Source organism: Mucilaginibacter sp. P1_A3 (assembly GCF_056406855.1).
The window spans coordinates 116,570-138,374 of record NZ_JBFTZJ010000008.1 but is presented as its reverse complement, the minus strand read 5'-3'; the positions used below and the strand labels follow the sequence as shown (position 1 = coordinate 138,374).

At 40.3% G+C, this 21,805-nt stretch carries 26 protein-coding genes and 1 tRNA gene; 18 read left to right on the top strand and 9 right to left on the bottom strand.

From position 1 onward, the window contains the following. Positions 1 to 5 precede the first annotated feature (5 nt). The gene (locus tag AC1D0K_RS18125) at positions 6 to 461 is read right to left on the bottom strand and encodes a MarR family winged helix-turn-helix transcriptional regulator (protein WP_477390541.1); all 456 of its coding nucleotides are present in this window, start codon (positions 459 to 461) and stop codon (positions 6 to 8) included. Between the two features lie 120 nt (positions 462 to 581). Between AC1D0K_RS18125 and AC1D0K_RS18120 the strand changes: the two genes are divergently transcribed. From AC1D0K_RS18120 to AC1D0K_RS18065, 12 genes are all read left to right on the top strand, one after another. Further along, positions 582 to 2,384 (top strand): M61 family metallopeptidase, encoded by a 1,803-nt coding sequence (locus tag AC1D0K_RS18120; protein ID WP_477441499.1) that lies wholly within the window; start codon positions 582 to 584, stop codon positions 2,382 to 2,384. Positions 2,385 to 2,707: 323 nt separating this feature from the next. Beyond that, complete coding sequence (locus AC1D0K_RS18115) at positions 2,708 to 2,971, top strand: hypothetical protein (protein ID WP_477441497.1); 264 nt, start codon at positions 2,708 to 2,710, stop codon at positions 2,969 to 2,971. An 8-nt stretch (positions 2,972 to 2,979) separates the two neighbouring features. Continuing rightward, positions 2,980 to 3,180 (top strand): helix-turn-helix transcriptional regulator, encoded by a 201-nt coding sequence (locus AC1D0K_RS18110; RefSeq protein WP_295720750.1) that lies wholly within the window; start codon positions 2,980 to 2,982, stop codon positions 3,178 to 3,180. A gap of 15 nt (positions 3,181 to 3,195) precedes the next feature. Continuing rightward, positions 3,196 to 3,582: a VOC family protein gene (locus tag AC1D0K_RS18105; protein WP_477390535.1), complete on the top strand. Its 387-nt coding sequence runs from the start codon at positions 3,196 to 3,198 to the stop codon at positions 3,580 to 3,582. 93 nt (positions 3,583 to 3,675) lie between these two features. Further along, positions 3,676 to 4,047, top strand: a complete 372-nt coding sequence (locus AC1D0K_RS18100; RefSeq protein WP_477390533.1) for a VOC family protein — start codon at positions 3,676 to 3,678, stop codon at positions 4,045 to 4,047. Positions 4,048 to 4,151: 104 nt separating this feature from the next. Continuing rightward, on the top strand, positions 4,152 to 4,826 hold the full coding sequence (gene trmD / locus AC1D0K_RS18095) for a tRNA (guanosine(37)-N1)-methyltransferase TrmD (RefSeq protein ID WP_295720753.1): 675 nt from the start codon (positions 4,152 to 4,154) through the stop codon (positions 4,824 to 4,826). A gap of 153 nt (positions 4,827 to 4,979) precedes the next feature. Further along, entirely contained in the window at positions 4,980 to 5,543 is a 564-nt protein-coding gene (locus tag AC1D0K_RS18090; RefSeq protein ID WP_295720754.1) for an RNA polymerase sigma factor, read from the top strand. A 43-nt stretch (positions 5,544 to 5,586) separates the two neighbouring features. Further along, on the top strand, positions 5,587 to 6,078 hold the full coding sequence (locus AC1D0K_RS18085) for a hypothetical protein (RefSeq protein ID WP_477390531.1): 492 nt from the start codon (positions 5,587 to 5,589) through the stop codon (positions 6,076 to 6,078). 4 nt (positions 6,079 to 6,082) lie between these two features. Further along, positions 6,083 to 6,328: a hypothetical protein gene (locus AC1D0K_RS18080; RefSeq protein ID WP_477390529.1), complete on the top strand. Its 246-nt coding sequence runs from the start codon at positions 6,083 to 6,085 to the stop codon at positions 6,326 to 6,328. Between the two features lie 188 nt (positions 6,329 to 6,516). Then, the gene (gene rplS / locus AC1D0K_RS18075; RefSeq protein WP_295720757.1) at positions 6,517 to 6,864 is read left to right on the top strand and encodes a 50S ribosomal protein L19; all 348 of its coding nucleotides are present in this window, start codon (positions 6,517 to 6,519) and stop codon (positions 6,862 to 6,864) included. A 413-nt stretch (positions 6,865 to 7,277) separates the two neighbouring features. Next, on the top strand, positions 7,278 to 7,607 hold the full coding sequence (locus AC1D0K_RS18070) for a hypothetical protein (protein ID WP_295720758.1): 330 nt from the start codon (positions 7,278 to 7,280) through the stop codon (positions 7,605 to 7,607). A 2-nt stretch (positions 7,608 to 7,609) separates the two neighbouring features. Further along, the gene (locus tag AC1D0K_RS18065) at positions 7,610 to 8,383 is read left to right on the top strand and encodes a hypothetical protein (protein ID WP_477390526.1); all 774 of its coding nucleotides are present in this window, start codon (positions 7,610 to 7,612) and stop codon (positions 8,381 to 8,383) included. Between the two features lie 147 nt (positions 8,384 to 8,530). Here the strand turns inward: AC1D0K_RS18065 and AC1D0K_RS18060 are convergent, their stop codons facing one another. Genes AC1D0K_RS18060 through AC1D0K_RS18045 form a run of 4 tightly spaced genes read right to left on the bottom strand, consistent with a single transcriptional unit; the run spans position 8,531 to position 13,271 of the window. Then, positions 8,531 to 9,046, bottom strand: coding sequence for a glutathione peroxidase (locus AC1D0K_RS18060; RefSeq protein ID WP_295720760.1), 516 nt, complete (start codon positions 9,044 to 9,046; stop codon positions 8,531 to 8,533). Positions 9,047 to 9,086: 40 nt separating this feature from the next. After that, on the bottom strand, positions 9,087 to 9,518 hold the full coding sequence (gene ybeY, locus AC1D0K_RS18055; protein ID WP_477390524.1) for an rRNA maturation RNase YbeY: 432 nt from the start codon (positions 9,516 to 9,518) through the stop codon (positions 9,087 to 9,089). Next, the gene (locus AC1D0K_RS18050) at positions 9,518 to 9,940 is read right to left on the bottom strand and encodes an ATP-binding protein (protein WP_295720762.1); all 423 of its coding nucleotides are present in this window, start codon (positions 9,938 to 9,940) and stop codon (positions 9,518 to 9,520) included. Before AC1D0K_RS18050 ends, ybeY begins: the two co-directional genes overlap by 1 nt. A 1-nt stretch (position 9,941) precedes the next feature. Beyond that, positions 9,942 to 13,271: a DUF4175 family protein gene (locus AC1D0K_RS18045; protein WP_477390521.1), complete on the bottom strand. Its 3,330-nt coding sequence runs from the start codon at positions 13,269 to 13,271 to the stop codon at positions 9,942 to 9,944. Between the two features lie 306 nt (positions 13,272 to 13,577). Between AC1D0K_RS18045 and AC1D0K_RS18040 the strand changes: the two genes are divergently transcribed. Continuing rightward, a tRNA-Pro gene (locus AC1D0K_RS18040) sits at positions 13,578 to 13,651 on the top strand. A 296-nt stretch (positions 13,652 to 13,947) separates the two neighbouring features. Further along, positions 13,948 to 15,033 (top strand): class I SAM-dependent methyltransferase, encoded by a 1,086-nt coding sequence (locus AC1D0K_RS18035; RefSeq protein ID WP_477390519.1) that lies wholly within the window; start codon positions 13,948 to 13,950, stop codon positions 15,031 to 15,033. 325 nt (positions 15,034 to 15,358) lie between these two features. Here AC1D0K_RS18035 and AC1D0K_RS18030 read toward each other — a convergent pair whose 3' ends face one another. After that, complete coding sequence (locus AC1D0K_RS18030) at positions 15,359 to 16,480, bottom strand: alpha/beta hydrolase (RefSeq protein WP_477390517.1); 1,122 nt, start codon at positions 16,478 to 16,480, stop codon at positions 15,359 to 15,361. A 301-nt stretch (positions 16,481 to 16,781) separates the two neighbouring features. On the opposite strand from AC1D0K_RS18030, the gene AC1D0K_RS18025 reads away from it, so the two are divergent. After that, a complete protein-coding gene (locus tag AC1D0K_RS18025) occupies positions 16,782 to 17,033 on the top strand; it encodes a hypothetical protein (protein ID WP_477390515.1) in 252 nt (83 codons plus the stop codon). A gap of 1 nt (position 17,034) precedes the next feature. Next, on the top strand, positions 17,035 to 17,664 hold the full coding sequence (locus AC1D0K_RS18020; protein ID WP_477390513.1) for an ATPase: 630 nt from the start codon (positions 17,035 to 17,037) through the stop codon (positions 17,662 to 17,664). A gap of 94 nt (positions 17,665 to 17,758) precedes the next feature. Here the strand turns inward: AC1D0K_RS18020 and AC1D0K_RS18015 are convergent, their stop codons facing one another. Further along, positions 17,759 to 18,109: a bleomycin resistance protein gene (locus AC1D0K_RS18015; RefSeq protein ID WP_477390511.1), complete on the bottom strand. Its 351-nt coding sequence runs from the start codon at positions 18,107 to 18,109 to the stop codon at positions 17,759 to 17,761. A gap of 732 nt (positions 18,110 to 18,841) precedes the next feature. Here AC1D0K_RS18015 and AC1D0K_RS18010 point away from each other — a divergent pair. Further along, on the top strand, positions 18,842 to 19,717 hold the full coding sequence (locus AC1D0K_RS18010; RefSeq protein WP_477390509.1) for a diguanylate cyclase: 876 nt from the start codon (positions 18,842 to 18,844) through the stop codon (positions 19,715 to 19,717). Between the two features lie 39 nt (positions 19,718 to 19,756). On the opposite strand, the gene AC1D0K_RS18005 is transcribed toward AC1D0K_RS18010, so the two are convergent. Both AC1D0K_RS18005 and AC1D0K_RS18000 read right to left on the bottom strand, forming a co-directional pair. Beyond that, positions 19,757 to 19,987, bottom strand: a complete 231-nt coding sequence (locus AC1D0K_RS18005) for a hypothetical protein (protein WP_295720770.1) — start codon at positions 19,985 to 19,987, stop codon at positions 19,757 to 19,759. A 131-nt stretch (positions 19,988 to 20,118) separates the two neighbouring features. Continuing rightward, the gene (locus AC1D0K_RS18000) at positions 20,119 to 20,484 is read right to left on the bottom strand and encodes a response regulator (RefSeq protein ID WP_295720771.1); all 366 of its coding nucleotides are present in this window, start codon (positions 20,482 to 20,484) and stop codon (positions 20,119 to 20,121) included. 204 nt (positions 20,485 to 20,688) lie between these two features. Between AC1D0K_RS18000 and AC1D0K_RS17995 the strand changes: the two genes are divergently transcribed. Then, entirely contained in the window at positions 20,689 to 21,702 is a 1,014-nt protein-coding gene (locus tag AC1D0K_RS17995) for a LacI family DNA-binding transcriptional regulator (RefSeq protein ID WP_295720772.1), read from the top strand. Positions 21,703 to 21,805: the final 103 nt, after the last annotated feature.

The following is a 21,805-nucleotide window of genomic DNA, read 5'->3' as shown; positions in this document are numbered from 1 at the left end:
ATTAATCATTTTGTGATTTTTAAAATTGGTTCGGTTGTTTGGGGTTTTATATTGGTTTGCATTTTTTGCAAAACGCTTTCAAAGATCTTCATTTCATGGGCCGAGATCCCTTTGGTGATATCTGAGTTAATGTGCTCAAATGTTGCCACTATTTGCGGTACGGCGAGTTTTGCTTTTTCGGTAACCCTAAGCAAATGTTCGCGCCGGTCAACGGGGTTGGTTTCGCGGTAAACAAAGCCTTTGGCGGTAAGCATATTAATGATGTTCACCATCGCCGATTTATCTTTATCCAATATCTGCGCCAATGCGTTTTGCGTAAGCTGCCCATCATGGTTGTATATCAGCGATAAAATAAAATGATACCGGGTAACATCAAGGTGGGCGGTATGCCTGGCCAGCACGTTAAGGTACAATTTACCTATGCGTATGAGTTTCCGGGATATGGGTTCAACTAACTTCATTTTAATATGTGCCTGCAAACATAACCTGCTATAAAGATTAATAGTTGCATGTATCAACCATTTTACAAGTGCTTAAAGGGCAGATATTTTAAAAAACTATAATTTTTATAACTTGCGAGCATGAAACTAATTAAGCTGACCGCGACTGTATCATTAATTTTACTATTTATGAATTTATCTGCCAGTGAGGCTCAAACTACTGCAAACATATTTTACACTGTTTCTTTTCCGGAGGCGCAAGCCCACTATGCTGATATCGAAATGCATATAACAGGATTAAAGCAAAATGCACTCGACCTAAAAATGCCCGTTTGGACGCCGGGCTCATACCTGATAAGGGAATTTGCCAAAAATATTGAAGCTTTCAGTGCCAATATAAATGGCAAAATTGTGGCTTCGCCCAAGATCAATAAAAATACCTGGCGCATCAACACAAAAAATATAGACGAGGTAACAGTAAGGTACCGCGTTTACGCTAACGAAATATCAGTGCGTACCAGCTATATTGATGCCTCACATGCTTTTATGTCAACATCGGGGATATTTATTTACCCGGCTAACATGCTGCATTCGCCATCAACAATTACTATAAAACCTTATAAAGACTGGGCTAAAGTTTCTACCAGTTTAGATATGGTAAACGGCGATCTATTTGTAAGGCATTCGCCTAATTTTGATATCCTGTTCGATTCACCTATCGAGGTGGGAAACCAGGATGTTTTTGGGTTTGATGTATCGGGCGTTAAATATGAGGTGTGTATGTATGGTGGCGGTAATTATGATAAGGAGCGCCTTAAAAAAGATATGCATGCTATTGTGGAGCAGGAGGCCGCCATATTTGGCGAAAACCCTAATAAGCATTATACATTTATAGTACACAATCACTTGCGTAGCGGTGGCGGTATTGAGCATTTGAGCTCAACAGTTTTAGGTGCATCGCGTGATAATTATAGTAACGAAAAAGGATACCAGGGCTTCCTGGGCCTGGTAGCTCATGAGCACTTTCACTTGTGGAATGTAAAGCGCCTGAGGCCAATAGTATTAGGTCCGTTTGATTATGATAACGAGAATTATACTACTAACCTTTGGATAGCCGAAGGTTTTACAGAGTACTACCAGGAAATAGCCGTACGCCGTACCAATCTTTATCCGCCAGAAAACTACCTGGATCAAATAGCCAATGAGTTTAATGTACTGGAAAACCTGCCGGGTAAAGATGTGCAGAGCGTGGCCGAATCGAGCTTTGATGCCTGGATCAAGGCCTATCGCCCTAATGAAAACTCCAACAATACTACTATATCCTATTATACAAAAGGGGCCATAATAGGCATGATGCTCGACCTGGAGATCATCAATAACTCAAACGGAAAACACTCGCTTGATGATGTGATGAAATATATGTACACCACTTACTACAAAACTAAAAAACGCGGCTATACAGATGCCGAGTTTAAAAAGGCGTTTGAAATGTTTGCCGGTAAAAAGCTGGATGATTTTTATAAAAAATACATTAACGGCGTTGATCCGGTTGATTATAACAAATACCTGGGCTATGCAGGTTACAAAATAGTTGATGAGCTGGCCGATAATAATGACGCGGCTCTTGGTGTAGTTACCGGTACAACAGCTGCTAAAAAAGTAATGGTTACCAATGTAATCCGCGGCACCGCGGCTTACATTGATGGCATTAACGTAAACGACGAAATAACAGCCATTGATGGAAACCCCATTACCGATGCATCTACCATGATAAACGGCAAAAAAACTGGGGATAAAATAGAGGTAACCGTAAACCGCGACGGCCAAAACATTACTTTGCCGGTTACCCTGCTAAGAAACGCAAGGGTAAAATATAAGATTGTATCAATAGATAACCCGACCATGCCGCAATTGGCTGTAAGGAAAAAGTGGTTGAGTTTGTAATTACGACTTAGAAAAATTTGAAGGCCGGCTGTTTATTCGCCGGCCTTTTTTGTGTCCGGACGGCAGATTAAGAAAAACAGGATGTTATCAGGCACTAAAAAACTTTTGGAATATATTTGAATTTTGTAAAGTTTGTTTTACATTTGGTAAGCCAAACTTTACAATTATGAAGCCATTATTCTTATTCCCTTACTGGGGCCGGTATTTAGGTTACTTTTTGGTATTTGTGCACATCCCTTTTGTATTGTACAAAAAACAGCTAATGGGTGTTCACGGGGGATGAGGTGGATACGGGCATTTTTAATGGCCGGCACCTTTTTTTTATGTCGACCACGTTATTGATGGCTATTGGCTTATTCATTGCTGCATTTTCAAAGGAGAAAATTGAAGATGAACAAATAGTACAATTACGGCTCGACTCGTTACAATGGGCGGTGTATGTGAATTATTTATTTCTGATCATCAGTTTGGTTTTTTCTACAGATACCGAGCATATCCTGTTTTTAAATTTACTGGTTCCCCTTGTGTTTTTTATTATCCGTTTCAGGTGGAAGATATTCCAGAATAACCGTTTAATTAAGGAATAAGTACAGTCATGAAAAACAATATAAGGGTAGAGCGCGCTATCAAAAACATTACCCAGGCCGACCTTGCTGAAAGGGTAGGGGTATCGCGCCAAACTATAAACACCATTGAGAGCAACAAATACGTGCCATCAACTGTGCTGGCTATGAAAATAGCGCGGGTGTTTGGCAAGGCCGTTGAAGATATTTTTACGTTGGATGACGAGGATTAATTAAACCGTATAATTATGAAAGACAAACCAATTTTTGCACCCATGCTGGCTATACCCAACGGGGTTACAGATATCAGCTTTTATATTAATGCTTTTGGGGCCGAAGAGCTACGCCGTTTCGGCAACGATGATGGCACTATTCATGTATCCGAACTATCCATCAATGGCGCGATGTTTCACCTGCATGAACAAACCCCATATTCTGGTTTTTTCAGTTTGGAAAAAAATAAGCCATCGGTAACTATAGGCCTTTTTGTAGATGATGTGCATGCGGTTATGGCGCAGGCTGTTGCTGCGGGAGCCACCATCAAATCTGCAGTGCAGGATTATGACTATGGCTACCGCCAAGGCGAGATTGAGGATCCGTTCGGCCACCGCTGGCAGATTCAGGCTGTTATTTGAGCAATAGATTAGAGTCAAGAATTAAGAGTCAGGAATCAAGACAAGAAGTATTTTGCAAGACAAAAGGTATTTAGGCATATAAATTAGCTAACCATGGCAAACGAACCTACCTATGGTAACGGCAAGATCTGTTACATCGAAATCCCGGCCGATGATATTGCCGTATCATCGGCTTTTTTTGAAAAAACATTTGGCTGGCAAATCCGGACTAACAACGAGGGTTTTGCATCTTTTGATGACGGCGTTGGCCAGGTAAGCGGTATGTGGGTAACCGGGCGGGAGCCGATGACAGCAGCAGGCCTGCTTATTTCCATTATGGTTGACGATGCGGAAGCTACGCTTTTGGCCATAGCAGCCAACGGCGGAACGGTGACCCAACCCATAGGAAAAGATTTCCCGGAGATCACCGCCCACTTTACCGACCCGGCGGGGAATTTATGGGGGATTTATCAGCATAGGGGATAGGAGTTAGGATGTTTAGAAAACGTTTTTTTTGACGCGGAAGCTTCAATACAACCATTTCTTTTCATCATCTGCACATTTGAAATCTGAAATTTGCACATTTGCACATGCGTTTCGATATCATTTCTGTTTTGCCCGGCTTGCTGGAAAGTCCATTTGCACACTCCATTTTGCAACGTGCCCAAAAAAAGGGCATAGCCGAAATTCACGTGCATAACCTGCGCGATTACTCTACCAGCAAACAAAAAAGCGTGGATGATTACCCCTACGGTGGTGGCAGTGGCATGGTGATGACCATACCTCCGTTTGCGGCCTGCATCGAAAAGCTTAAAGCCGAAAGGGAGTATGACGAGGTGATATTTATGTCGCCAGATGGGGAGCGGCTTAACCAGGCTATAGCTAACCAGCTATCCAGCAAAGGGAATATCATTATTTTATGCGGACATTATAAAGGGATTGATCAGCGCATCCGTGATATTTATGTTACCCGCGAGATTTCAATCGGCGATTATGTGCTATCGGGTGGCGAGCTACCAGCAGCCGTTTTAGTGGATGCCATTGTTCGGTTGATCCCCGGTGTATTAAGTGATGAAACATCGGCGCTATCCGACTCGTTCCAGGACGATATGCTTGATGCCCCTGTATATACCCGCCCTGCCGACTGGAATGGCTACAAGGTGCCTGATATCCTGTTAAGCGGCAACACGCCCGAAATTGAAAAATGGCGGTTTGAGCAGGCTTTGGAGCGAACCAAAACCCGCAGGCCGGATTTGTTGGAGTAAATTGGTGAGTAGTTGATTGGGTGAGTGGTGGATTAGTTTTCACAATTTTATCATCCTGTCAGCAAAGCCAGCCAATCAAACAAAAACCATTCACTTTCCCTAAATTAGATTGCAACCAAATGATGCCTATTGCATTACAGGGATGTTGCAACTATGAACCCCCACCAGGAAGCCCAGCTTATTGAACAATGCCGAACGGATCCGGCTGCTTTTGGGCAGGTGTTTGATGTGTGGTACAAGCCTGTGTTTGGTTACGTTATGCGCCGTACCGGCGATTATGATCTTTCAAAAGATATTGCCGCCGAAACTTTTTTAAAGGCCTTCCTCAAAATTGGCAATTTTCAGTGGCGGGGTATTCGCTTGTCGTCCTGGCTGTATCGGATTGCCACCAATGAGCTTAACCAATATTATCGCAGTAGCAAATACAAGCCCCAATCGTTACAGCAGTTGCTGGAGAACCCCCAGATGGAGAAGCTGCTTCATGAAAATGCAGAGAACGAGCGGGAAATAATGGAGCAGGAAATTAAAGCCTACGATGATTATAACCTAATACGCCAAAACCTGCTTAAGCTTGATGTTAAGTACCAGGAAGTGGTGGCGCTGCGCTATTTTGAACAAAAAACCAATACCGAGATCAGCGAGATCCTGGGGAAAAATGAAGGAACGGTAAAATCATTATTATCCCGCGGCCTGGAAAAATTAAGAAACATGTTGTAGCAATGCAACCAAAATCAATTAATGCATTATTAATGTAATTAACATGAAAAATAACGATGATTTTTTACAGCAAATGGAAAACTTAAAAGTACCGGATGTAAACCCTTCCCAACATCAAAATACGGTGAAAATGGCCATCATGAATGCGGAGCGATCGGCGGCACTTGGGGTTTGGTTGGTGGCAGTGCCCTGCTATTTTTTATTATGCGTTTTTATGTTCTACTTTTTTCATCTCAGGATGGGTTGGTTCGCGGCCATGTTTACCTTAATGTCTGGCCTTGCAAAAACTCCTTTTATAGATGTCCTGGGGCCAATAGTATTGTTTTTTCTGCCTGTCATCTGCATTATTATTAATGTACTATCCATTTTGCATGTACAGGTTCAGCATATTGATCCCAGCCGGCGTAAGGTAAAGGAGCTCAGGATCACCCTAAAAATAAAGCGCTGGAACATTTTGCTTATCCTGATCAGCCTGGCTATCGTGTTTGTTTTTATAAGTTATGTTATGACAGAAAGCATCTCCATTAACAATTAAAATCATGAAATTAAACTGGTTCACCCGTAAAGGAATTATTTACCTTCCTGCAGCTGTTGCGGGCTGGGTAATATTGGTTATTGCATTTGCCTATGCTGTTTATACATTTATTGACATAGATAGGCGCTCACATTCGGTAAGCGATACGCTCATTAACTTTGTATTTAATCTGCTTATTATTGGTTTGGTGTACACCCTGGTAGCCTACTTTACCGAAAAAAGGACAGAGGCGGAGATTTTAGAAGAATAATTATATTTGGAAGCAGGTTTGCCAATAATGGAAATGAACGGCTCGCAGAATCAATATAATCACCATCAAATTGTTAACAAAATACAAATTGTGGAAATTTTTAAAATAGACTTTCATTTATAAAAAATAATCCCTATAATTGCAATCCGATTTTTACGGGCTAAAAATCGCTTTAAGAGCTAAAAATCATGGATTTAGTAAAATTTGTTGAAGAGCAATCAATAGAAAAAAGACAGTTTCCTTCCTTTAAGGCTGGTGATACTGTAAGTGTGCATTATAAAATCAGAGAAGGAAACAAAGAACGTATCCAGGTTTACCAGGGTGTTGTTATACAACGTAACAGTGCAGGTAACTCAGAGACATTTACCGTTCGTAAAGTTTCTAATGGTATAGGTGTTGAGCGTATCTTCCCTATTAACTCTCCAAACATTGATAAAATTGAAGTGAACAGTCACGGTAAAGTGCGTCGCTCTAAATTGTACTATCTGCGTGCCCTTACCGGTAAAGCAGCTCGTATCAAATCAAAAAGAGTTTAATTACCCTTCCTCTTTTTTAAGAGGGCATACAAAAGCTTTTAAAAAGGCCTTTTCTGATTTATCGGGAAAGGCCTTTTTAATGGTGAAAATTAGAATATGCTGCTTTTGTAAACTTGCCACGCTGTGTAGGGATTTTCTATGGGGAGTGATTTGTGGCGCTTATGAATGCCGTTTGATAGATACTGTGTTGGGTTGCTAAGACATGGTTGTTTTTAAGTGTATAAAAACGCATTCTCATAGCTTGTAAGGCCTCTGTTCCCGTAGTTTGTGTACCCCACAAACCTCTATGCCACATTAGTTGAGCAGCTGTTTGTGAAGACACAAGCAGCTGGAATGGAAAGTCGGTTGAGTTTATTTAACTTCTTGATATTAAGAATCTTATTCCATAATTTTAGTTATTAAAATTGATGGCTATGGAATTTTTTAAATTATTTCAGGAAATTACTATAGGGCCATACTTTTTTGTATGGATAGGTTCATTAATTGGGCATGTTTTGTCTTTATATGACAAAAGCTTTCAAGGCTCCAAGGTGTTTTTGCGAGGGGTAATACCAAACCAATCAGATACCTTTTACAATAGATTAGATTTTATTGTTTTACCGATCATCGGTACAATCCTTGCAGTAGTGCTCATATCTCCAAATGATCCCAAAACAGGTGTTTTTTCTGGTCTTAGTTGGTCAGGCTCCCTGTTGGCTATGCTTAAACGTAATCCATCTAATGTAATTAATAATTCATTATAATTATGAAATTACAAGCATTAACAGTGTTGCTAATTATTGTCTTCCTGGCAATTGTAGCGTATATTTTCTTCAGAATAGGCGCCCTTAGCAATAATTTAAAGGAGTCACCAACCGCGGAAAATAAGCTAAAGAAGTACTTCCCGGCTATAATAAGTATAAGCATTCTGGTTTTAGTGTTTGGAGGATCTCTTTATTTCGAGCAAAAAGATGCCGAAAGCAAAAAAGAACTTAACGTACTATTAAAGAACAATATCCCAGGCAAAACAATCTACTTACCAACGGCTACGGATTCCCAGAATCTCGCTACTAACTTTAATCGTATTAAAAAGACCGTTGACAGTAATTATCATGTTGCTGCCGCATTAAACCAATACGTATCATCAACTAATACTTTTAAAAAGGTTGATCCCGGGTTTAAAGATTCTGTTAAATCAACCTTTAAAAGTATTACGAAGAAAAAGGCCTCGATTGATAGCATTCAACGTTTTATTGCAAAACCACAAAAAAGCGGCTATGCATACTATGGAATATATAATAATGGAAAATGGTCGGAACAAAATTTCACAACGGAAAATGGAGATGATTTTCCGGAACGAGGCCAATTAGTCAAATGCATTGTACCTACAAATATCAGAAAGGGCGAAATTCAGTATGTTCCAGGCAAAGGATGGGTTAATCAACCCTGGGTGGGAGGTATTAATAAAGACCAGGTTATTAAAGTTGATAGCGTTATACGCATTGTAAATAATGAAAATTTTATCTGGATTAAGTTCTGATATATAACTCTTTCAAATGAAATTAAGCTGCAATCCAAAATCAAAGTGATATGCTTAATTGAACTTTTGTTGGTATAATAAAATTCACCAACAAAAAAGGCCCCGGTAAACCGGAGCCTCACTAATTCTATTATACGTCAGCTAACCTTAGTTAAGATATTTTGTAATATCGTCTGATAATGGGGTAGTTTGTGACCTGAAGCGGTGGATCAGTTTACCGTTCTCATCTACCAGGAATTTTTCGAAGTTCCATTTAATGTCGCCTGTAAACTCTGGGTTTGGTGCTGTTGTAAGGTATTGGAATAATGGATCGATATCCAGCCCTAATACACTTACTTTGCCACTCATAGGGAAAGTAACATTAAAGTTTTCTTTACAAAAGGTTTTGATGTCCTGGTTGGTGCCAGGTTCCTGTCCGCCAAAATTGTTTGCAGGGAAGCCAACTACTACCAGTTTGCCTTTGTATTTCTCGGCAAGTGCTTCCAGATCTTTGTACTGCTTGGTAAAGCCACATTTGGAGGCTGTATTTACAATAAGTACTTTTTTGCCTTTGTATTTGGCCAGGGAAAAGTTTTCGCCATCAATAGATTTAAGTTTGAAATCATAAACCGAGGATGGTGCCGACATTAAAAAGAAGGCGAATATTAACGTAATTAGTTTCATGGTATAAATAATTGATGATTAAAGAAATATCTAAGTAAAATTAGCTAATAAATATTCTCTTAGCCAAATACTCGTCCTCTTTCTGCGTCATTTTTTTCTTTGTAACAACACTTTTATCTGTGTAGCCTAAAAGATGCAGCGCGCCATGGATAATTACCCGGTGAAGTTCCTCTGTTTCGGTTATGCCAAACTTCGCGGCGTTCTCGCGAATGCGCTCAACAGATATAAAAATATCGCCAACTATATCTCCTTCAACCTCGCTGTTATCAAAGGTGATGATATCGGTATAGGTGTCATGATCAAGGTATTGCTGATTAAGTGGCAGCAGGTATGCGTCTGAACAGAATACGTAGGTAAGCTCTTTTAGTTTAAAACCCTCGGCGGTAATAGTATCTTTTATCCATTGCCTTACCTTAGCTTTATCTTTTAATTTATAGCTGAGATCTTCTTCGAAAAACTGGATAGTAGGCATTATATTTTAAAATGTAGTTCAATTTCGTTGCCGGCTGTATTAAAAATACATTGATCGGCAAGGTGTTTTATGATGAACACGCCACGGCCGGTAAGGCTTTCCAGGTTCTCTGGAGCTGTTGGGTCGGCCAGGTGGTTGTAGTCAAAGCCTTCGCCCTCGTCGGTAACTGTCCATATAATGCGCTTTAAGTCAACCTCGGCATTAATGATTACCTTTTTTGACATATCCAGTTTGTTACCATGTATTATGGCATTAATAGCAGCTTCGTTTAAGCAGGTCATCATATTGGCGAAAGTATCCTCGGCAACATGATATTTGTCAGCAATCTCTTCTATCAGCGCCTCAAGCTGCGTTATGCTCTCCGGGTTTGAAGGTAGCTGTAACGTGTATAATTCGCCGGTTTGAACATTTGCCTGTTCCATGTTATTTGGCATTAAGTTGATCAAAGTAAGATTTTATTTTTTGCTTGTAATACAAATTAAGTGCCGGAGATACTGTTCTTATCTGTTCTGTCTGTTTTGCTCTCTGCTGCTGATAATCCTGCAGTGCTTTTATGTACCCCGGTGGTATATCTTTACCGTTATGGCTTTCTCTTTGCTGATCCTGCTCGCGTTCCTGTTGTGCCTTCTCAGCTTCCAATAATCGGCTCTGAATTTGCTGTTGCCTTTTCAGCGCTTCATCTGTAATCTTCCTGTTTACGAGATCATGCTCAGTTTGTTCCATTTCTTTCGAAATTTTATCTAAATTTCCTAAACCGCCCTTTCCATCCTTATTTTCTTCACGATTTATTTGCTCTAACTGCTGCCGTATCATCTGCTGTTGGCGGGCCATACGAGCCAGTTGCTCGCTCATATTACCCTGGTTGCCTTGCTGGCCTTTGCCCTGGTTGCCTTGCTGTTGCATCTGCTCGCGTGCTTTTTGCATGTTTTGATTTAACTGCTGCTGCATTTTTGATAGCTGAGACATTGATTGCGGTTTCCCCTTGCCGCCATTACCCTTGTTCATCATTTTTTGCAGCTGGTCCAATGCTTCGCTCAACATCAGGGCCAGGTTGTTCATGGATGTCATGGCGTATTGCTGGTTGCGGTTGGCTTCGGCAGTGCGCCGGTCGCCAAGGTTATCCAGCGCCTGATCGATGTGGGTATTGATACTGCTGATCTCCTGGTTTACGGTAGATTGAATTTGCGGAATGCGCCTGCTGAGTGCATATAGGCTGTCTTCGGCTGTTTTTAAGTTATCCTTAATATCTTTTTGGCTTTGCGAAAGGGAAATATAAGATGGATCTGTTGGGTTGGTGCTTTTTAATGTTTGCATCAGCTTCTCCTGGTTAAAAGAGCTGTTCACCAGATTTTTTAGTAGCTCCCGCAGTTGCTGGGCGTCAATAGCATTTTCCTTGCTCTCGCCTTCCTCATCCTGCTGCTGTAGCTTGCCGGCCAGTTGCTGCATTTCTTTAGCGGCCTGCTGTTGTGCTTTGCTTGCCTTGCTCTTATTATTCTTTTGCAGGTCGCCGGCGCTTTGATCCATTTGTTGCTCTATACTTTTGGTTTCCTTTTCGGGGTTCTGGAAGTCGTTTTTATGCTCTGCCTGGTCATTTGTTTTCTGCAGATCATCAAGCCCTTTTTTAACCTCCTCAAAATCGTTTTTTAGCTTATCCTGTTCCTGCTGTAATTGCTGCTGATTAGCGCCTTGCTGGTTTGTTTTTTCGGATAGTTTTTGTTCTTTATCTGCCAGCTTGTTAAGTTGATCTATCTGCTGATTCAGCTTTTGATCAAACTCCAGCTTTTTATAAAGCTCCAGCATACGGTCGAGCTCTTTTTTTAACGATTTATTATCCATCTGCATTTTAGATAGCTCATCCCGCGTGGCATCTTTTTGCTGCTCATTCAATAGCTGCTGCAGATTTTTAAGAAGTTCCTTTGTTTTTTGATCCAGCACGTTGTTAAACAAGTCTTCAATTTGTTTTTGCTTGTCTAATATCTCGTCATTTTGTTGTTGGTTTTCCTGGCGGTTATATAGGTTTTTCTTGTTGTCGTCCTTAATTTCCTTTACAAGATCTTCCAAATCCTTACGCTTTTGCATTAGGTCTTCCACTTGTTTCTTTTCGTCAAATGAAAGGGTGTTTTTATTAAGCAGTAATTGATTCAGCTTTTGCGAATCATGCTCAATCTGCCCTGCCAGCTTAATGGCCGACTGCATTTTTTGTTTGATAGCTTGTGTGCCCGCGTTCAACTGTTTATTTATCTCCCCGGCGTCGGGAACATTCAGTGTACGCTCGGCGGTGCGGGCTTTTTTAGGTCCGGTTACGGCATCGTTATCGGCCACCTCAAAATAATAGGTCACCCTATCGCCGGGATTGATCCCCATGTCCTTTAAATTCCAGAAATAAAAGAAATCGGCCTGTGTTTGTGTCATGTCCGCCTCCACGCGTTTTATAAACGTTTTTGGATTGTTGTTATTGCCGGACGGCTGGACAGTATAGTGGAATGTTAAAGCCGAAAATCCATGGTCATCCTGTATTTTCCCATTGAAATACAACGACTTCATGCTAACCGAATCCGGTTTCTCCGCAACGCTGATTGCGGGCACCTCATCCATAATTACATTGATGTGATACGTGGCCGAATCGCTATGGTTTACCTGTGTATTTACGGGGCTAAGCTTATAAATGGCATTTTTGAAAACCTTTTCGCTATGTTCAAAAAAGTCGGTGCTTGAGGGGGCAACCTGGCGGGGAACATTGTTCATTAAAAACTGTAACCCGGTTGCATATTGGGTGTGCAGCAGCCATTTAATATTGGTGCCTGCGGGTATTACAAGGTCGCCGGCGTTTACTAAGGTTTCATTTTTTTTACGCAGATAGGCAGGATAACTCAGCTCCACATCAAAATGCAATAAAGCAGGCTTCTGATTTACTTTAATCTCATAGAGTTCTGATGTAAAGCCGTTCCCGATAAGTTTGAACCGGGTACTTTGCTGAAGATTTGTGAACAGGTAATGAAAGCGGCTATTGGTTTCTTTATCCAGCTTAAAGGTATTGCCGGCGGTTTCTACATAAATATCGGCAGGCAGTTTATCGCCATCGAGTTTTAAATCGAGCTTAAGGTCATCGCCCTGAACAACAGCTAATGTTTTATTGAGTACGTTGAATTTAAAAGGCGCCACCGGTACAAAATATTCATTGTGCCTGATCAGTCTTTTTGTGCTTTCGGTTAAAACAGAGGGCGCGGCAAGCGCTATGATGATGATAACAGCAACCGGGGCTAATATCCATTTTAAATATTTAGTGTTTTCGCGGATGTTGATAGCCGATGGAAAGCTTACCGGTTTTAATGATTCTATCTTCTGATCAATACTCGCCTCGATAAGCGCGCTGTGGTTGGCATCGGCAGTTGCTAATTTTTTAAGTTGAAGGGTGTTGAGCAGCTTATCGTTTACATCATGAAAATGCCTGCCAATAATTTCCGCGGCCTCATCGTGCGTTAATGATTTGCCTAATTTAACCCATGATAACAATGGCGGTAATATTAGCCAGCATATTAAACCAATATTAAGGGTGATGAAAAAATAAAAAAGGATGGTTCGGAAAAGTATGTTAAAGTTGCCAAAATATTCGCTGAGTGTGATAACAACGTATGCCGTAAACAAACCGGCTCCTAAAAATATTAATCCGCGCAAAAAATTATTGAAATAATACTTTCTTATAAAGATGTTTATCTTTCCAATTAGCAATTCATAATTTTCAGCAGACTTCATAATTCAGTGCTAAAGTACCAAATACACAATTAAACGAAAAAGGTTGGGTAAACTGTATTTGTCAAGGGTGTTAAGATAAAAAAACCAATTGTATTATCTGCAGCCCATATAATATTTAACAATACTGTGTTAAAATACCGACAATCGGTTCAGCAATTAATGCTGAACGCGAATGTAAGTTTAAATAAAAAGAAGATGCTATGTGGCTAAATATCAAAGCTATTTGAAAGAAGATGCCATCGCATTTGATTATCTGCTTTGAATTCACCAAACAAATTATATATTTGCACCCCAATCAACATCAATCGGGATGTAGCGTAGCCCGGTATCGCGCCACATTTGGGATGTGGAGGCCGCAGGTTCGAATCCTGCCATCCCGACAAAAGCGATACCAACCATTATCAAAAAGCCTTTAAATCTATGATTTAAAGGCTTTTTTGATTTATTCCAGCCCAATATATTCAAGTTATATCAAAGAAAATTGTGCTGCCTCATAAACAGGTTGTTACGATATAAAGTAGCTGCCTGTCTTTTTTCTGTTAACGTATTGTTAACGGTTCTTAGTCGTTCCTTTGGCTTAGTTAAATTTACGAATGAATAGTGGAATTGCAAAAGATTATCAGGTAGTTATCTGATATGAATCGTCGCCAGGATCAGCGGTTATTGCAGCTTAATTTTGGAATTGGTTTTTCCGGTTTTGCACATTTTTGCAACGTTATCTAATGTAATCATCGAACGCCTCGCCGCCAGTCCACTCAAGCCCTTGCGCCAAGGAGTAGTATTTTTCCCCTCCCTCCAACGTAACAAAACTACCGAGGCTTTTATGTACAAAATAATCATTCTCAAACGTTACTTCAGCCAACAACATCAACTTCTTGCTATCTTTGGTTTTCTTTCTCAATTCCAAACATATTATATGAACGAACAAGTGCAAGCCATTAGTAACGAACAAAAAGAAACGTGGAACAAAGTGGCCCATAGCTGGAGAAAATGGGATGAATTTACAATGAACTTTTTAAAGCCAATGGGCGCTGCGATTATAAAAGCGCTGGATGTAAAAACGAATGATGTAACGCTGGATATTGCATCGGGTACAGGCGAGCCTGCATTTTCAATTGCAGCGATAGCAAAAGGCGGCAAAGTGTATGCGACCGATCTGTCTGAAGAAATGCTTGTCATAGCACAGGCTTATGCACAGGAACGGGATATAAATAATGTCGAATTTAAAGTGGCGGATGTATCCAGCCTTCCATTCAGTGACGATTTTTTTGATAAAATAAGTTGCCGGATGGGTTTTATGTTTTTCCCTGATATGCAATTGGCGGCAAAAGAGATATTTCGTGTTTGTAGAAATGGTGGAAAAATGGCGGTCAGTGTTTGGGCTGGAGCAGAAAAGAATGATTGGTATACCACAATGACGAAAGTTTTATCAAAACATATTGAAATGCCACGACCACCCGTAAATGCACCAGGTATGTTTCGGTGTGCCGCACCCGGTTTAATGAAACAGTTGTTTGAGGACGCCGGGTTTAAAAACGTAAATGAAGAAACTATTTTCAGCACAGTAGATTTTGGAACTGCAGAAAATTATTGGCTGAACAGAACGGAAATGTCTGAGTCAGTGGTGCAGTTATTAAGCACCCTGAGTGAAGAAGCGCGTAAAAAAATAAAAGCTGATTTGCTGGCAGATTGCAATGGCACGCTAACCGACGGAAGGCTTATAATGAATTGTTCTTCCCTGATTATATCGGCTGAAAAATGAAAATTGTCAGAACATAAGAAATTGCCTGACATCACAACACGGGATCATATTACTCGATTCAGTTAGTATGTTTTTGACATTTTTCGCATCCTCTAAAAAGTTCGAGAATTGTCCAATTCCGTCTACGGATGGTAGGTAGCCCGAATAGGACTAATCTCGAATCGCCTAATTGATTAAATACGTTTTTTACCAGCCATTAAAATAAGCAAAACCGGTTCGAGATTTGAAATCTCCTCGATAATTTTCATCAAAAGCCGGTTAATTGCTGTAGCGCGGGGCGGTATTCGAGAATACCCTATAGTCCCTGATTTCTAACAAATTTTTATTATCGCGTAGCCTTCGCCGGGAGGTAATCTTTCCAAAGCCACTCCAGGGCTTCGGGAAGTGTTTGCTGTTTTACTTTATAATCAACATGCCGGGCGTTGCGGGCAAAAACAAACTGGTATTGATAGCCTTTAGCCGCGAGTACATTTGCCATATTTTCATTTGCAAGCACCCAATCGTGCATATTGTCGCGCATGATGTTTGGATTAAAAAGGTCCTGATCGCCTACCTCCATCCAGATTCGCAATGGTTTTGGTTTGCTTTTCGGGATGATGTGTGCATGAAATCCCCAGGCGCCCTGCGGTGTTTCGGGGTTCCAGGGCCATTGCTGGTTTATATAGGTACCAGAGTAGGTGAGGACACGGTGATACCATTCCGGGTGATACCACGCCATGATCAGGGCGCATGATCCGCCCGAACTACCACCCATGGTAGCACGCCCTGAAGGGTCTTTAGTTAGTTTTACGTGGCATTTGCTTTCTACCAGGGGCAGTATTTCATGTTCAACAAATTCGGCGTATACACCGCTCATCGTATCGTATTCCAGGCCCCGTTCACTGCCTTGTGCATCCCCGCTGCCGTTGCCGATAGAGATGCCGATCATTGCCGGTACTTTACCTTCGGCAATGAGGTTGTTTAATGCTGTGAAAAGCAAGTCGTCTGGCCCGTCGGCGCCAACAATGAACGGTGCTGCAGTACCTGCTACATACTGTTTGGGAACATACACGGCCACCTGGCGGATGTAGGGATCAGGATGGCTTGTAGTAACGATCAACTTAGCAGGGTTTGCCGGATCTGCCGTGCCAAATGTATTTGGTTCCCGGGCAATGCCGGGATAAATCCGACTGTCCTTCGAATCTATGGTAAAGCGGTAAACGGTCCCTTGCGGTACATTAGTTTGTACCATCGATTCTGGTGCAGGATTATGTGTGGGGCCGATAATAAAATTTCCATTGGAGTCGGGCGAAGGAATGGCGCCATCCGGTAATTCCCTGGCCGATACATAACCGGGCGTATGCGGGTCGCGAATTGGCACCTGGGCCATTGCCGGGTTTACATTCCATATCATGTGGCACAATATACCAGACACTATGGTGCGATTAATTATTTTGGTTAGTTTCATTTATCTTGATTTAAGGTAGGTGATGGTTATGCCGGCGTTTTAAATTTAGGATTTATAGTTGCGGCATCAAAATAGGGGATTAATTTTATTTTTGACTGAAAGGCTCTTGAAAGGGTGCCGGGAACGGGGATTCGCAAATTTGCCCACCTGCTTCTTCAGGTTCTGCAAAAAAAAGTGGTTAAATAATGACACCTATAAAATTTCTGCGCCTCATCTCCACATCATCCTCAAAGCAAATGACTCCCGTATGCCTGTATTTAGCTAAGAAATCGATATATTTGAATAACAGAAATGGAAAGAAATGGGTACTATTGAAGAATTAAATGTGATTGGCACTACCGTTGTAAGACGGCTAAGAAGGCAGAAGCTGGATAATGGCAAGCCATTTTTGATATGGTCGAACAAGCTCCCTAAAAATCAAAGTTATCTGGAATATCCTGATCATTCTATCAAGATTGTTACTGTTGCACCTAATTTAAAGTCATTTGCGGTAGTTGAGGAGCTTACCAATAGCCAGGCCCAGATTATACGCCGTGAGTTAAACCTATTTTAACATGCCCAGCCTGTACATAATTACGGGTTCAAACGGAGCCGGAAAATCCACACTCGGACCGGACTACCTTCCAAAAGAGATTTCGCAGCATTATACAGTTTTCGACGGCGACTTACTTTATACCAGGAAACTAAGTGAACTATTTCCGGCGATCACCAGGTCGGCTAAATATGCGCGAAAGGACGCGTTGGAATACGTGGTAGATTTGTTTGAAGAACAGACAACACGAGCATTAGCTAACCGTGATCATTATGTTTACGAAGGTCATTTTACCAATGATGCCACCTGGGAAAAACCGAAATTATTCAAAGACGCAAATTATCGCGTCCATCTTATCTTTTTCGGTCTGGAAAATCCCGAGCTATCGCAATTCCGGGTCACAGAAAGGGTAACCGAGGGTGGTCATTATGTTGATCCACAAACTTTAAATAATAACTTTTACGGGAACCTCGAAAAATTAAATATTTATCACTCTCTGATCGATGACCTGACCATCGTGGATACTTCGGAAATCAACCATCGAATCTTATTTAAGACTATTCAGAAGCAAGTCGAGTTTCATGTTGAACGGGATGAGCTACCGACTTGGTTTGCCAATTATCTTCCTACAATTGTTCAGTTATTTCCGTAACAGGCTACTAACACACCAATTTCTTGAAATCCTGTAAAAAGTAATTTTAAAACTGTCTTGTTTAGTCTACGATTGGGTTATTTAAATTTATTGTTTATAATAAACTTTGCCCGAAGGTTAGCAAATTGTTATCAGGGTCAAGAATAGAAAACTCTTTTTGTTGCCAGAGTTTATGCTCCAACTTGGTGCTGTTAACGTTTTGGCTTCTGGCAAAATTGTAAAACTCCTCTATATCATTGGTACGGATATATACCTGCCCATAGTTTTCTTTTGGGTCAAGGTCTTTAAATTCAAAAAAGTGAATTTGGATGCTATCTTTTTGCACCATCAGGTAACCATCGTAGTCGGCACTACCAAATTCCTGAAATCCCAATTTGTTTAAATAAAAATCCTTGGTAATGGCTTTATCGCGCATTGGTAGTTTTGGATTGATGTCTGTAAGCATATTGATTAGAATTTAACGGGCATTACGAGAGTCAAATGTAGATTAACAACTTGTGAATAGCAAGTTGTTAATCTACTCCGTGCGGCAGACATAGATTTTATCGATAGATATATTCCTTTCATCGACACTTGTACTCATTTAATTACGGTTATGGTATGTTCGCAGCGCAAAAAAGGGCGAAGCCCTTATTGTGATAAGGTTTAGGTAAAGTCCTCCGAGCTGCGATAGCAGGGGGGCTTTTTTACTTCGATACCACGCCTTCCTTAATTAGCCATATTTTCAATCGATTGTCATCGTACATGTCTTCATTGCGGCTAATCAGGAAAATACTTCGGCGGACACTGTTAAATAAAACAGCATTGATACGACGCTACACTGGAAATAATTCGGCAATTTGTAATTATGAGGATTTAAATTTAAATAGCGTATTGATTATTCTCATATAAGTTTAATTAATATCCAATATCTATAATAGAGTTATAGCCATTTTTCGCCGTTTAAGAGGCATTTTATAATATTAATAATAGTATTTTCACATTAATAAAAATTCATTTACAGTTGATTGATGTTCTGATCAATTTACTTTTTAATCCTTCATTGCTAAACCACATCTTGTTATCATAAAAAGAATGTGTTTAAATTGGTTGTTCTCATGTTGTCGGGATGATAACAGCAATGCATAGTGATCGCTTTAAGCGATGTTCAAAGTTATATACACAATTACCTGTTGCCATGAATAAAGGACCGTCTGAGGAGCTTATAATTGCGAATAAAGAATTGCTGTTTCAAAATGGTGAAAAAGAAAAGCGTGCAGCCGAATTAATAATAGCAAATGATGAGTTGGCTTTTCAGAACTCTGAAAAAGAAAAACGGGCCAATGAGCTGGCAATTGCGAATAAAGAGTTAGCGTTTCAAAACTCTGAGAAAGAGAATCGTGCAAGAGAATTGATTATAGCCAATAAAGAGTTGGCTTTTCAAAATTCCGAGAAAGAGAATCGTGCACAAGAATTGATTATAGCTAATAAAGAGTTGGCGTTTCAAAACTCTGAAAAGGAGAATAGGGCCGCAGAACTTATTATTGCAAATAATGAACTTAAGTTTCAAAACCGGGAAAAACAAGATCGCGCGGATGAGTTAATCATTGCTAATAAAGAGCTCGCTTTTCAAAATTCTGAAAAAGAAAAGCGGGCCGCTGAACTCATCATAGCCAATGATGAGCTTGTATTCCAAAACCAGGAAAAACAGAAGCGCGCCGATGAACTGATTGTTGCCAACCGTGAGCTGGTGGTTCAAAATGATGAAAAACAAAAAAAGGCCGAGGAGTTAACAAGAGCTTACGACAAAATAAAAAGTACAGAAGTTTTTTTAAAGGAATACATCCAGGGGCTTGAAGAAATGATGTTTATGACACATCATAAAGTAAGGCAACCTGTAGCAAATATATTGGGAATTGCACAAATGCTTTCTCAATTTATAAGCTCTCCGGCCACATTAAAAAAGCTAATAGGTTATATGGAAGTATCCGCTTTGATTCTTGACGATTTTACAAAAGAGCTTACTTCTTTTATTGAAAACCTTGAGAAAAAGGGAAAAAATAACAAAGGTTGATTTTAAATAAATACTTATTAAAAAGAAGGGGAGGTTTTCCTACATCCTAAATCTTAAAGAAACAGATCTTCCTAAAGCCTGTGCTAATTCAGGATCGATCAAAGGCCCGTCGCCTTGTTGGATCCACACGCTGCGCTCATCTTTTTGAAGGGTGATCTTTTCCCCATTCAACAAAATTTCAAGCTCGCTTGTGCCCTTGTTTATTGGCGATGTATTGATCTGATACACGTGGTCGGTATCATTGTATGTTATTCTTAGTGGCAGTCCCATCTTTGTCTTCTCTCCGGGTAAATATACAAATCCAATATCCTAAAAAAATAAAAAGATGTAATAAACGTACCTTTTTGTATGTAAGGTATTGTTAAACAGTTGATTAAAGTAAATTATAAAAATGGCGAAAATTAGGCTGCAAGCAGGTATTCAACCTTTTCTAACAGGTTATTTGCGTCAAAAGGTTTGTGCAATACATCGTTTGGAGCGCCTTTTTGTGATAAAGAGGAATCAATATCATCACCGCCCGAGCAGATGATTACCGGTATGTTACTGGTATTCCTGTTCAGCTTTATCAGCTTACATATATCCAGGTCACTCATGCCCGGGAACAAGGCGTCAAGAATAACCAGGTCAGGGTGGGTACTCCTGATATCGTTAAATATATTATGCCAATCGTTATATGATACCACATCGTAACCATTGCTGGTTAAAATATAGGTCATTACCTCTATCATAAGCTCGTTGTCATCAACAATAAAAATTTTCTTCGCCATATTCTATTCAATCCCTTCGGCTTAAAGTAGTGCAAAGTGCATGCCATTGATTAACTTACAGTTAAAGCCATTTTCAACAGTATGTAATGTGTATGGTTTAGTGTATGATTTATTACGATTAACAAGAAATACAGTTGAATTTTCGGGCTTAAATAAATCAGTTTTCTTACATTTGGCTGAATAAAAATGATTTAGCGGAGCATAATGGATATTGTTAATATAAAGAAACTGGCTAAGGAGCTTAATATATCTACTTCAACCATTTCGAGGGCATTTAATGGCAGCCCTGATATTAACAAGGATACCAAGGAACGTATTCTGGCATTTGCTAAAGAGCATAACTTTTTACCCAACCATTACGCCAGTAACCTGCGTGATAAAAAAACCAAGACCATTGCCGTAATAGTCCCCGAAATAGCCAACGATTTTTTTTCACAGGCCATAAACGGCATTGAAGAGGTCGCCCGTAAAAAAGGTTTTTATATTTTACTTTATCGTACCGATGATGTTTTTGAAAAGGAAGTATCATTTGTAAATTATTTAAATAACGGTAAGGTTGATGGCATCATCATGTCGGTATCGGGCGAGGCCAACGACCATAACTACCTGCGTCAGCTGGAGTCGAAAAATGTACCTGTTGTTTTTTTTGATAGGGTTTATGAGGATATTGATGCCGCTAAAGTAACCACTAATGACTATGATAGCAGTTTTGCAGCCACAGAACACCTGCTACAAACCGGCTGCCGTAGGGTAGCTTACCTGGTGGTAAATAAAAGTATATCAATAGGGCAGGTGCGGATGCAGGGTTATATGGATGCCTTAAAAAAGCACGATGTTGCTTTTGATGACGAGCTTGTAATAGATTGCAGTAATGACGAAAAGGTAAATTATAAGATATTAACCAAAGTGCTGCAGGAAATTAAACCTGATGGCATTTTTAGTTCCGTTGAACGCCTGGCATTTGCTACTTATTATGTTTGTAATGACCTGGGAATATCTATTCCCGGAGACTTGAAGATGATTAGCTTTTCGAGCCTGGGCATAGCGCCCTTATTAAGCCCGGCATTATCAACCATTACACAGCCAGCTTATGAAATGGGTATAAAAGCGGCCACGCTGCTATTTGAGGCCTTGGAGCAGAAAACATCAAACCTTAAACGGCATATTGTTTTAAAATCGAAACTGTTTATCAGGAAGAGTTCGGGGGGAGAAAAGTGAGTAGTTGATTAGTTAAGTAAGTGAGTAGTTGATTAGGTGAGTGGTAATGTAGTTGCCTGATTTCCGTTTAAAAATCGACGTAATCATTAATCAAATCAACCAC

Bases quoted from the DNA above. Each gene is read 5' to 3' on its own strand.
- AC1D0K_RS18125 (WP_477390541.1), bottom strand. From the start codon at position 461: ATGAAGTTAGTTGAACCCATATCCCGGAAACTCATACGCATAGGTAAA.
- AC1D0K_RS18120 (WP_477441499.1), top strand. From the start codon at position 582: ATGAAACTAATTAAGCTGACCGCGACTGTATCATTAATTTTACTATTT.
- AC1D0K_RS18115 (WP_477441497.1), top strand. From the start codon at position 2,708: ATGTCGACCACGTTATTGATGGCTATTGGCTTATTCATTGCTGCATTT.
- AC1D0K_RS18110 (WP_295720750.1), top strand. From the start codon at position 2,980: ATGAAAAACAATATAAGGGTAGAGCGCGCTATCAAAAACATTACCCAG.
- AC1D0K_RS18105 (WP_477390535.1), top strand. From the start codon at position 3,196: ATGAAAGACAAACCAATTTTTGCACCCATGCTGGCTATACCCAACGGG.
- AC1D0K_RS18100 (WP_477390533.1), top strand. From the start codon at position 3,676: ATGGCAAACGAACCTACCTATGGTAACGGCAAGATCTGTTACATCGAA.
- trmD (WP_295720753.1), top strand. From the start codon at position 4,152: ATGCGTTTCGATATCATTTCTGTTTTGCCCGGCTTGCTGGAAAGTCCA.
- AC1D0K_RS18090 (WP_295720754.1), top strand. From the start codon at position 4,980: ATGAACCCCCACCAGGAAGCCCAGCTTATTGAACAATGCCGAACGGAT.
- AC1D0K_RS18085 (WP_477390531.1), top strand. From the start codon at position 5,587: ATGAAAAATAACGATGATTTTTTACAGCAAATGGAAAACTTAAAAGTA.
- AC1D0K_RS18080 (WP_477390529.1), top strand. From the start codon at position 6,083: ATGAAATTAAACTGGTTCACCCGTAAAGGAATTATTTACCTTCCTGCA.
- rplS (WP_295720757.1), top strand. From the start codon at position 6,517: ATGGATTTAGTAAAATTTGTTGAAGAGCAATCAATAGAAAAAAGACAG.
- AC1D0K_RS18070 (WP_295720758.1), top strand. From the start codon at position 7,278: ATGGAATTTTTTAAATTATTTCAGGAAATTACTATAGGGCCATACTTT.
- AC1D0K_RS18065 (WP_477390526.1), top strand. From the start codon at position 7,610: ATGAAATTACAAGCATTAACAGTGTTGCTAATTATTGTCTTCCTGGCA.
- AC1D0K_RS18060 (WP_295720760.1), bottom strand. From the start codon at position 9,046: ATGAAACTAATTACGTTAATATTCGCCTTCTTTTTAATGTCGGCACCA.
- ybeY (WP_477390524.1), bottom strand. From the start codon at position 9,518: ATGCCTACTATCCAGTTTTTCGAAGAAGATCTCAGCTATAAATTAAAA.
- AC1D0K_RS18050 (WP_295720762.1), bottom strand. From the start codon at position 9,940: ATGGAACAGGCAAATGTTCAAACCGGCGAATTATACACGTTACAGCTA.
- AC1D0K_RS18045 (WP_477390521.1), bottom strand. From the start codon at position 13,271: ATGAAGTCTGCTGAAAATTATGAATTGCTAATTGGAAAGATAAACATC.
- AC1D0K_RS18030 (WP_477390517.1), bottom strand. From the start codon at position 16,480: ATGAAACTAACCAAAATAATTAATCGCACCATAGTGTCTGGTATATTG.
- AC1D0K_RS18025 (WP_477390515.1), top strand. From the start codon at position 16,782: ATGGGTACTATTGAAGAATTAAATGTGATTGGCACTACCGTTGTAAGA.
- AC1D0K_RS18020 (WP_477390513.1), top strand. From the start codon at position 17,035: ATGCCCAGCCTGTACATAATTACGGGTTCAAACGGAGCCGGAAAATCC.
- AC1D0K_RS18015 (WP_477390511.1), bottom strand. From the start codon at position 18,109: ATGCTTACAGACATCAATCCAAAACTACCAATGCGCGATAAAGCCATT.
- AC1D0K_RS18010 (WP_477390509.1), top strand. From the start codon at position 18,842: ATGAATAAAGGACCGTCTGAGGAGCTTATAATTGCGAATAAAGAATTG.
- AC1D0K_RS18005 (WP_295720770.1), bottom strand. From the start codon at position 19,987: ATGGGACTGCCACTAAGAATAACATACAATGATACCGACCACGTGTAT.
- AC1D0K_RS18000 (WP_295720771.1), bottom strand. From the start codon at position 20,484: ATGGCGAAGAAAATTTTTATTGTTGATGACAACGAGCTTATGATAGAG.
- AC1D0K_RS17995 (WP_295720772.1), top strand. From the start codon at position 20,689: ATGGATATTGTTAATATAAAGAAACTGGCTAAGGAGCTTAATATATCT.